Origin of the sequence: Coleofasciculus sp. (assembly GCF_046539235.1) — a bacterium.
Classification (GTDB): domain Bacteria; phylum Cyanobacteriota; class Cyanobacteriia; order Cyanobacteriales; family Coleofasciculaceae; genus Coleofasciculus.
Genome location: NZ_JBKHHI010000239.1, coordinates 1 through 10058, shown reverse-complemented (window position 1 = coordinate 10058; position 10058 = coordinate 1). Strand labels below are relative to the sequence as shown.

Below are 10058 nucleotides of genomic sequence, written 5' to 3'. Positions count from 1 at the left end.
TAGAAGCAACCGTTGCGGGGAAAGATTCTTAACTCCTTGATATCTTTAAAGTTGAGGTTAGATGGCATCGGTATGAAGAAGTCCGATATCTTAAACCATGTCTTAACCAGCTTGCCTAACGGCATCCTGATTTGACCATCTTTAATCTTTAAAGCTTGTTTAGGGTAGCTAACAACAGAAAGTCCGCCTTTCTTTAAATACTTAGGCAGTCTAGGTGCGTTCGCTATTTTTCCTTTTTTAAACGCCCTCATTAATCCAATGAAGGACTTAAAGGATTCGCTAACCGTTCTTAACGCTTGTTGGGCTGCCTGGGAATAGAGGGCTTGAAAGTGTCTGTTGTTTTTATACTCCTTTTCTAAGTCATATTTACCAATAATCTGCCTACGCTTAAACCAGATTTGACGAGCATAATATATGCCGCAGTTCGTTAAGCTATTTGCTTCGGTGCAAATAAACTCTAAAACTGCGGCTAGTTCTTTATCTGGTTTTAATAATACTTGCTGACAACCGTACAAGAATATCGCCTCCTTGTTTATAATTATATAATACAATCTAAAATAGTTATTGTGGGATAAATCCCACTATCTTTCTGATTCGCTCGGTTTCATCCCCCGGTTAGATCCTTCGCAAGCTCAGGACGGGGGCTTTCACCATCGCTATTCTGTAAATGTTGCTCAAATCTTTATATAAAACGTAGCTTGCTGCTCAAGGGAAGCGACTATAACGATCCCTGCCGTTAACTTTAATTGTCCCCACCTACTGACATTAGAACAATCGCTCTATTTCTAACTCAGATGCCACTTGAGCCAGTTTGCTCAGATCAGTGGGATCAGCTAAGTGGGGCAAGATGCCTAAAATGGGAACCTGTGTCAGTGACTGAATCAACTCAATCGGAGTCCAATCAGCAATCTCTTCTGCTGAACGAGGTTGAACACAATTGAGGACAATTCCTTTCAGGTGAACGCCCGACTGACGCGCTAAGGCGACAGTTGCTACGGTTTGTGCGATCGCGCCCAGTGCCACAGGTACCACAATGACACTCGGTAATTTCCAATCTCTGGCAATATCTGCCACGGTTAACTCATGGGTTACAGGTGAACCCAGTCCTCCTAGTCCTTCTACTAAGACAACATCCCGTTGCCCCTGGAGGCGATTCAATGCTTGCCAAACTACTTTTAATTCTATCGATCTTCCTTCCCGTTCTGCCGCCACTGGTGGGGCAACTGGCTGGTTAAATTTTAATGGGGTAATGTCTTGAGGAGTTTGATCCAGGTTGAATTGCTGGTGATAATGTTCCCAATCCCCGGTTCCCGTTTGAATCGGCTTAAAAATTCCCAGACGTTTTTGTGGGTAATAGGTTTGCCAGTAGGCGGCGAGGGCAGTGGTTAATACCGTTTTGCCGGCATCGGTATTTGTACCTGTAATTAGTAATGTTTGGGTCATTTGTCATTTGTCATTCGTCATTTGTCATTCGTCCTTTATAAGGATTTGAGCTCGCTATCTAAGGGTTGGTTAGACTGACACCCAATGTAAAAGTGGTTGGTTTTTCGGCAATCACATCAATGATATAGTTGCCCCCTTGAGGCAATTGTGCCTGCCAAACGATGATGTTTGCGGCATCTTCAATTAACTGACCATTAGGATTGCGGATATTTAAGGTGACATCACCTTGAATAACTTCTACCCCTAGTTGCTGATTAGATTCCATGTTGACACGATACCTTTTTACCCGTTGCGGTGCGGTTTGACCTTGAAACTGAATTGCCTGTTCTCCTTCAGGAATTATCAGCCGTTCGGTTTCGTAAGTGGGAGAAGGAGATGGGGATGGAGATGGAGAAGGAGATGGGGATGGAGATGGGGATGGAGATGGGGATGGAGATGGAGATGGAGATGGAGATGGAGATGGAGATGGACTTTCCGTGGGCGAAGGTGTGGGTTGGGGGGCTTCGGTTAAATCTAAATTGAGTTGGTACTCAGTTTCTGGAAGTCCTGGAATTAGACTTAATTGAACCGTATATTCTCCGGTATAGGGAAGTTCACCTCGCCATTGTTGTACCCGTGTCGCGCGATCGCTCACTGGTTGATCATCGGGTCCTATAAGGGTCATATATACCCCTTCCGTGGGAATAAAAGCCTCCAACGTCTGGTCTTGTTCCGCCTGAATCTGGTAGTTCACAATAGTATTCGGCTGTAATGATCTCTCGATAGAAAGGTCTTGACCGGGAGACAGAGCCAGAGTCCGACTATAGACTCGTGGTTCGGTGGGAGTGGGTGAAGGTGAGGGAGATTCGGTTTCGGTGGGCAAAGGAGACGGAGACTCCACAATTGTTTCTGGGGGAGTCGGTTCCTGTCTTAGTCGATTAGCAATTGCCCAAGAACCCAACCCTGCAATCACGGCAAGTACTGCACCAATTGCCACAACCATCCCAGGCTTTTCCCAAATCGAGTCGTTACTGGGTTCAGGAATCACAGGTTCTGATTGCGCTGCTGTTCTTGCGGGTGGTGTCTGCGGTTCCGGACGTCGTCCTACGGCTACGGTTGCCATACCTGAGACGTTGGCGTCTGGTTCTGGCGTAGAGGCGGCTGGAGGGGGTGGAGATTGCAGCGCTTGTAATACATCTGTTGCAGATGGATAGCGATCACCCGGTCTGTAACTTAGCATCCGGTTCAGAATCCGGGCAAATTCATCACTTACCGTCACCCACCGTTGCCAGTTCCAGGTTAACTGGGTATTATCCAGTAACTCTCTGGGTTCTTTGCCTGTCAGTAGCACCACGGCGGTAACCGCGAGGGAATAAAGATCACTACTGGGATAGGATTTTCCAGTTTGAATTTGTTCGCTGGGAGCATAACCCAGCTTGCCAACCGTTGTGGCTGGGGTTGCCATATCCGGCGACTGCAAACGGGTAGCGAGTTCTTTGACCACACCAAAATCAATTAATACCGGGAGTTGGTCACCCTGGCGCAGAATAATATTATCGGGAGTAATATCGCGGTGGATGATTCCCTTAGTGTGAATATGTTCTAATACGGGCAATAATTGCTGTAGTAGCTGTTTAACTTCGGCTTCGGAGAAGACGGGATTCCCCAGGGGTGTATTTTGAGGCGGTGTGGGAATCCCTACGGCTTCCGTGCTGGATGTGGAATTGCCAGCTAGCTGTTCTAAGCGCTGATTGAGTAACTCGCGATAGGTTTTCCCCTCAACGTAGTCTTGTGCCAAGAACAACCGCCCATCCTCCTCAAACGTGGCTCGAAATTCGGGGACTTGCGGGTGTTTGATTTGATAGAGGGTGGTTGCCTCTCGTTGGAACAGTTCTTTGGACTTCTCCAAGGTATAGGCTTCAGTCTGAGGCGGAATCAATTCTTTGAGCACACAAAGTTCTTTAAACCGATTCAGGTCTTCCGCCAGGTAAGTTCGACCGAATCCCCCTTGACCCAGAACTCGGATCAAGTGGTAACGGGCTTGCAGAATAGTTCCAGAGGCGATCGGTTGTTCCATGAGCTTGTGAATTGGAGTTTAGGGGAAAACAGGCAGGAAGGATAGTGAGTGCCTAGTCTACAAGTCTAAATTTTATGAGAAGATGGTCACATCCTGGCATTTATTATATTTATTTTATCTGTGGCTCCTGAGACGACCCTCAATTAGCTAGATGTTAGCAGAAGCTATGACAGGTTTTGGATAATACTCAATCTGAAGGAAATCAGTCAGATTTACATTGCTTGACTTTTTTAAAAAAAATTATGTCCAGGTAATTCGTTAAGTTGGTTTGTTTAACATCCGTCTTTTGATTGATTTATTACTTTGAAAGTCGCCTTTTCTTAAAAAATGTTAATTATTTGTTCTGTTTGTATGAGTTTGATTAATAGTTGGATATTTTAGTCAATTCAATGGGAAAACTATTGGGTCAATTGGATAAAGTGAACAACTGAGGCAGCATCCCGAAGCATCACACCTAAAATTACTGGTATATTTGGGCTGGTGGGCAAGGATCACGATTGCCCGATTTGTCAATTTATGAAAAATATTAGAACCATAGACAACAGCAAATGTTAAGATTGCCTTGAAATGAGCTTCGAGGGTCTGCTGTGAGCCGTTCTGCAACGTTAACGCTTCAGCCTACGCTGCCGCTAATCGCGGATAATAATCGTCTCCGACTGTTTTCTGGGTCTGCTAATGTTCCACTAGCACAAGAAGTTGCTCGCTATTTGGGCATGGACATTGGACCAATGGTTCGCAAACGATTTGCCGATGGCGAGTTATACATCCAAATTCAAGAATCCATTCGTGGGTGCGACGTTTACCTAATTCAGCCGAGTTGCCATCCGGTAAACGATAACCTGATGGAATTGCTGATTATGATCGACGCCTGTCGGCGAGCATCAGCACGGCAGATTACTGCTGTTATTCCATACTACGGTTATGCCAGAGCCGATCGCAAAACCGCCGGACGAGAATCAATTACCGCTAAGTTAGTGGCAAATTTGATTACTGAGGCGGGCGCGAATCGGGTATTAGCGATGGATTTACACTCTGCCCAAATCCAAGGGTATTTCGATATTCCCTTCGATCATGTCTACGGTTCTCCAGTAACCTTGGACTATCTGGCAAGCAAGCAATTACCTGATCTGGTGGTTGTTTCCCCCGACGTGGGTGGCGTAGCTAGAGCCAGGGCTTTTGCCAAAAAGCTGGATGATGCGCCCTTAGCGATTATTGACAAGCGACGGCAAGCGCATAATGTGGCAGAGGTTATGAATGTGATTGGAGATGTTAAGGGTAAAACGGCTGTTTTGGTAGACGATATGATTGACACGGCGGGAACTATTGCTGCGGGGGCCAAGATTCTGCGTCAAGAGGGAGCGCGGCAAGTTTATGCCTGTGCCACCCATGCCGTCTTTTCGCCACCTGCGGTTGAACGCCTCTCCAGTGGAATCTTTGAAGAGGTGATTGTCACCAATACGATTCCGGTTGCCAAAGACAATTACTTTGAGCAGCTTACAGTGCTTTCAGTTGCTAACCTCCTCGGAGAAACCATCTGGCGCATTCATGAAGACAGTTCGGTAAGCAGCATGTTTCGTTGATACAAGACAGACGTGCCTTAAATCAGGGGGCGGGTTTAGCCAAGTTATCGGTTGTTACCATAAGTTATCGGTAAAACCCGCCCCTACCCAATTATGTTTAACGCACTCGCCCGTTATCCGGGGACTCGTAAAACAGAGACTCTTGACGGCTTTTTGTGGGCCAATCTTCATTCTCACCGCCGATGATGACTCGTTCGATGTGAACATATTCTTGAGACAGTTGCTTCAGGGCATTGATTAGAACATCGAGTGCGATCGCATCGGATGTGCCTAAGTCAAACCAGCAGCGTCCCCAGGTTCCCTGATAATCAAAGTCTCCTTGATTATGCATCAGCGCCATGAGGGTGTTGTCTGTCTCTCGGTGATCATAGTCCATATAGCTAATATCCACACCCGTCTCCTGCACTTGCAGGTTCTCCGCATCAAATCCGCCCAATTTTCCTAGGTAAAACCATGAATTGAATAACTCTTCAATATAATCTTTTTCCATGGGGGAAGGAACAGTGGCAAACTCTAGCCAAATCCACAAATCGAATGGGTTATACTCGCGAAACTCTACCTGCATAGGTCATCAATCATCAGTTATCTAGAAAATTGACAGGGGTGAAGTACCTCTCCCCCAGCTTCGCCATCTCCTCCATCTTATCTTCCCCAACACTAACGGAGAGGGTGGGATTCGAACCCACGGACCTTTTGGGTCACTCGATTTCAAGTCGAGCGCATTCGACCACTCTGCCACCTCTCCAAGCTTATCTATAATACCAAGCCTGAGCGTTCATGGCGAGTGTCTGGAAACAAATTATCCGCCAACGGGTTGAGGATGCCGATACAGAAACTCTTCTAGTACGACAGAATCGTCATTTCCCACCCAAACGAGAGAAATTGAAGCAACCCCACCCGCTTCCAGAGACACCAGCGAAAAATTCCGCAGTCGGTCTGTTTCCGTTTGCACAATTCGGGGTACACTGGCTGAATTCAGATACACGGTTCCCTCTGAACTGGTTGTGACAATAGTTCGCAATCGCTTGGTTGTGTGGCGTAATCGGTGATGCATGTGACCGAATGTGACCAAGGGAATCTGTTTTCCCATCGCCTGAACTTGCGCGATCGCGGCGGCAAAATCCGGGTCTCCATGATCACCGCCCACGGGATGCCAGTCCCTGCCACAAGGCGATTCGGCTTCCTCTCCTAACCCCGTTGGTCCATTGTGACCTAAAAAAAGAATTGTGTTATACTCTGTGGCTTTGGCGGCGGCGACAATTCGTGCAACGGACTCCTCAAAACTGTTGACCCCATACCAATCCCGATAGAAGTCTTGATTTTTCCATGCTGATCCGCCCCAACTAAATGGACGCCCCCCGACTACCGAAAGTTGAAGTTCAGGAAAGTCCAGATATCCGTAACCCACATGGGCATCTCCCAGGGCCTCTAACTGATCTTGTAACCAATTTTCCTGTTGACGGTTGTATGGACATTTTTTCTGTCCCCAAGCCGATGCGGTATACCAAGCGTCGTGATTTCCCAGAATTACCGCTTTCGGCAGATCAACACAAGCAACTCGCTGCACCACCCCCACAGACTCGTTGCCAAAATCTCCGACAAACAGCACCAAGTCAACACCCAACTTTTGGAGTGCGATCGCGTCTTGGGCTTCCCACTGATCGTGAACATCACCAACGACGGCAATTTTTACAGATGGCTGATTATGACTGGTCATATTCATGGTTTCTTAATTATTCCCCCTTCCAGCATAAAAAAAGCCGCACTCGTTGGCTTAAATCCAAAACCCATCTGAGGGCTTGTCGGGGCGATCCGATGACGAAATAAACAACCGTTACATAAGAATTACTCAAAGTTGCCTAACACCACCTGTAGGGGCTTGGTTACCAAGCCCCTACTTAATGGCACGCTTGTTCAGGCTGGTGGGCAATGCCAACCCTACGGTATATCAAGGTTTTGGCGATCCCAAAAGGCACATTTTCCCTGCCATTGATGCTAAGCTTTTTTACGCCTTAGTACAGAAGTGATACCGAACATCCCCATCGCGACTATTCCGGCAACTGTACCGGGTTCCGGTACTGAAGTAGAAGTAGAAAATCCTTCAATTTTCAAGCCAACTCGCGAACGAGCATTCTCTAGGTTGGGATTCGGAGAACCCTCTAGCCAACTCATATTGGCAATACCCGAAAGCGATGTAATCGAGGTATCACTGGCAAAATAGTTCTTTGTGATATCCATGTTTCCCTCACCTACAAGTGCAGTAGCTAAACTAGACACTGGATCAACCTCGATTCCATTCACCTCGTTGACATTCAGCAAAATTTCCGTACCCGGATCGACTGTACCCGATTTCGTTGTCGCTCGTGTCCAGAGGTAAAACCCATCCAAAGACTTCGCTGGTGGATTATCTTGGTAGAACGCAATGGTTTGCCCACCCAGGGTAAAGGAAACGGTATTCCCATCCCAATTTAAAAGCCATGGCACCTCTTCACCGTTCTGCCAATTCCACTGCAATTGCTCAACAGTTTTATGGATATCATCTTTTTTAGTGGAAAACTCCCAGTCAGCTTTGCCTTTAGCTCCTGCTCTCCCTTCCACCGTCCAGTTCAAGTTAGTCCAGCCTTCGGGGACAGTGTCACCCTCGTGTACGAAGGTTAACTCAATCGCCGCAGCAGGTTGAGATAACAGGCCAAAACCCAGGACAGAGGCTCCAGCCGCCAATGTTGTGGCGACTAGCTTGTTGTGTATAACGTTCATAACGATCTCCAAAATAGACGAAACAGTATTTTGTTTCTATAGTGACCAGTTTAATTCTTTAAGCCGAGAAAAATATCAGGTATCAGCTATTTCCCATATAATGTGCCTAATTTGATGGCTGAATCCCGCCTCTGGAGGATAATTCCTGGGAAAATTTAGAGGGGGTGGGGTTGGGTTGGGGATTTAGTCGAAACTCCAGTACTCTATATAGGCGTTGAATCAGGAGTGTGTTACCCATGGAACTGGTTAAAGTACAAATGATGTTCGAGAACGCCCCGCGAACATCCCATAAAGACTATTCACCGGAGTTGGAAGACTTGAACGGAGAACGGGTGGAATTATCTCGTCTACCTTGCTGCGGCGAGTTGATTTCCTTTGCTGAAGGAATGCTGCACGATGTCGGACCCTGCTTCACGGTGATTGAGGTTGTCCATTTTGCGTCCCCAAAGGAAAATGGTTTGGTCGGTCAAATCATGCTACGCAAGTGTTTTCCTCGCTAGAGAGTCCTTTGGTGAGATCCCCACATTAGGATAGATGATAATTCTAGATATCGGACGATAACCTCAAAACGCAAACCTTTGGCAGTGAAGCATCATGCAATTCGTGTCCGATCCCCCTATTGCGGAAAAAATCCAGCAGATGAAAGAACGAGTTCGCTGGCAAGATCCATTGATTCTGGAACGGGATATTGATCAAACTCGGCTGGTATTAGACGATGATCAACCAGATCATCCAGAGTTCTCTTTTTTAGTTGTGGGTGATACAGGCTTCGGCTCTCATAAACAACATGATCCACAACGCAAAATTGTGGAAATGATGCTAAATCACCGCAATGATTGCCGTTTTGTTTTACATACCGGCGACGTGGTTTATCAGGTAGGTTCGAGTGAATATTATCCCCAAAACTTTATCAAACCCTACCGCGAGTTTCTAGTCAATGGTGACTCTCCCCAAAAAATTGGCTATGACCAAATGGTGTTTAATCTTCCCTTCCTCACCATCCCTGGAAATCACGATTACTACGATTTACCCCTCGTCTATGGCTTTATGGCACAGGTAACCTGGCCCCTACGCCACCTGTTTAAGACTAAACTCGATCTGAATGTAGGTTGGCACGGCTCACATAAGGGTAAAGCTTACACCAAGGCATTCCTGGACTATCTGAAGCCATTGAAGCAGTGGGGACAGTTGGAAAATCATTTAGACCACCACTATACGGCGAAGACGGATACAGGACATTGCTTGCGCTATCAACCGGGCGAGTTTACCCGCTTACCGAACCGTTATTATACGTTCCGTAGTGGTGGAATTGACTTTTTTGCCCTTGATTCCAATACCTTTAACGCCCCCGCACCGATTCCCAACACCCCAGAAGGGAAAGCCTTTCGCCATCTTTTAGAACAGCGACGAGATGAATTAGAAGCCGAAAAAATGCAACTTATGGAAACCTCCGCTACCCTGGATGCGGATAACCCGGAAGAGGCGGAAAAACTGGATGATTTGAATGTGAAATTAGAGCAAATTGATGAACTAAGCCTGGATATTAATAAACAATTGGCATCAAATGAAGAAACCACGATTGACTTTGAACAATTGGACTGGCTACGACAACGGCTAACCCAGTCTTGGCAGACTCAAGAGGTAAGAGGACGAGTGATGTACCTGCATCATCCTCCTTATGTGACTGAAGCCACGAAATGGCAACAGGCACAAACATGGGCAGTTCGTCGCCGCCTGCGCCAAGTTTTGGATGCGGTGGCGACGGAGGTGGGGGATTTAGCACAGGGGCGTCCTTTGGTGGATTTGGTTTTAACCGGTCATGCCCACTGTTTAGAATATCTAGAAACCGTTGATACTGGACATGGGGATTCCCATATTCCCTGGATTATCTGCGGTGGGAGTGGTCATAGTTTACGCCGTCAACGCAAAGAAGGGTCAGAGATTACGGAATCCGTTGGGTTTATTGATGGTAATCCCTCCCGTTTGGTGGCGCGATCGCACTTTTATGCCGGTCGCCATGGTCAGGGTGCTAAAAAGCAGCGACTCTATTCATTTTTACGAATTGATGTTCAGGAGGGGAATCCGCCGAAGTTCCGAGTTCAACCGTTTATTGCTGAACGATGTCACCAAACGTGGAATAATTATTCTAAGGAAGCGTTTGTTATTTGATTTGTCATTTGTCATTTGTCATTTGTCATTTGTCATTTGTCATTTGTCATTTG

At 46.7% G+C, this 10058-nt stretch carries 8 protein-coding genes, 1 tRNA gene and 1 pseudogene; 3 read left to right on the top strand and 7 right to left on the bottom strand.

Annotated elements, in window-relative coordinates; all coding sequences use genetic code 11:
• The 3 genes and pseudogenes from ACLFWI_RS19390 to ACLFWI_RS19380 all read right to left on the bottom strand — a co-directional run.
• A pseudogene (locus ACLFWI_RS19390) lies at positions 1-515 on the bottom strand (RNA-guided endonuclease TnpB family protein); the annotation flags it as partial.
• A 250-nt stretch (positions 516-765) separates the two neighbouring features.
• On the bottom strand, positions 766-1443 hold the full coding sequence (gene bioD / locus ACLFWI_RS19385; RefSeq protein ID WP_446409590.1) for a dethiobiotin synthase: 678 nt from the start codon (positions 1441-1443) through the stop codon (positions 766-768).
• Between the two features lie 58 nt (positions 1444-1501).
• Complete coding sequence (locus ACLFWI_RS19380) at positions 1502-3499, bottom strand: protein kinase domain-containing protein (protein WP_446414266.1); 1998 nt, start codon at positions 3497-3499, stop codon at positions 1502-1504.
• A gap of 587 nt (positions 3500-4086) precedes the next feature.
• Between ACLFWI_RS19380 and ACLFWI_RS19375 the strand changes: the two genes are divergently transcribed.
• Positions 4087-5079, top strand: coding sequence for a ribose-phosphate pyrophosphokinase (locus ACLFWI_RS19375; RefSeq protein ID WP_446414265.1), 993 nt, complete (start codon positions 4087-4089; stop codon positions 5077-5079).
• 97 nt (positions 5080-5176) lie between these two features.
• Here ACLFWI_RS19375 and ACLFWI_RS19370 read toward each other — a convergent pair whose 3' ends face one another.
• The 4 genes from ACLFWI_RS19370 to ACLFWI_RS19355 all read right to left on the bottom strand — a co-directional run bounded on the left by ACLFWI_RS19370 (position 5177) and on the right by ACLFWI_RS19355 (position 7836).
• Entirely contained in the window at positions 5177-5644 is a 468-nt protein-coding gene (locus ACLFWI_RS19370; protein ID WP_446414264.1) for a DUF3531 family protein, read from the bottom strand.
• A gap of 96 nt (positions 5645-5740) precedes the next feature.
• Positions 5741-5824 (bottom strand) — tRNA-Ser (locus tag ACLFWI_RS19365).
• A 54-nt stretch (positions 5825-5878) separates the two neighbouring features.
• Positions 5879-6796: a TIGR04168 family protein gene (locus ACLFWI_RS19360; RefSeq protein WP_446414267.1), complete on the bottom strand. Its 918-nt coding sequence runs from the start codon at positions 6794-6796 to the stop codon at positions 5879-5881.
• Positions 6797-7074: 278 nt separating this feature from the next.
• Positions 7075-7836 (bottom strand): choice-of-anchor W domain-containing protein, encoded by a 762-nt coding sequence (locus ACLFWI_RS19355; RefSeq protein WP_446414263.1) that lies wholly within the window; start codon positions 7834-7836, stop codon positions 7075-7077.
• 236 nt (positions 7837-8072) lie between these two features.
• Here ACLFWI_RS19355 and ACLFWI_RS19350 point away from each other — a divergent pair, with 236 nt between their 5' ends.
• Together ACLFWI_RS19350 and ACLFWI_RS19345 are read left to right on the top strand one after the other, a co-directional pair.
• Positions 8073-8336: a hypothetical protein gene (locus ACLFWI_RS19350; RefSeq protein WP_006101951.1), complete on the top strand. Its 264-nt coding sequence runs from the start codon at positions 8073-8075 to the stop codon at positions 8334-8336.
• A gap of 94 nt (positions 8337-8430) precedes the next feature.
• Positions 8431-10005, top strand: a complete 1575-nt coding sequence (locus tag ACLFWI_RS19345; RefSeq protein ID WP_446414262.1) for a metallophosphoesterase family protein — start codon at positions 8431-8433, stop codon at positions 10003-10005.
• Positions 10006-10058: the final 53 nt, after the last annotated feature.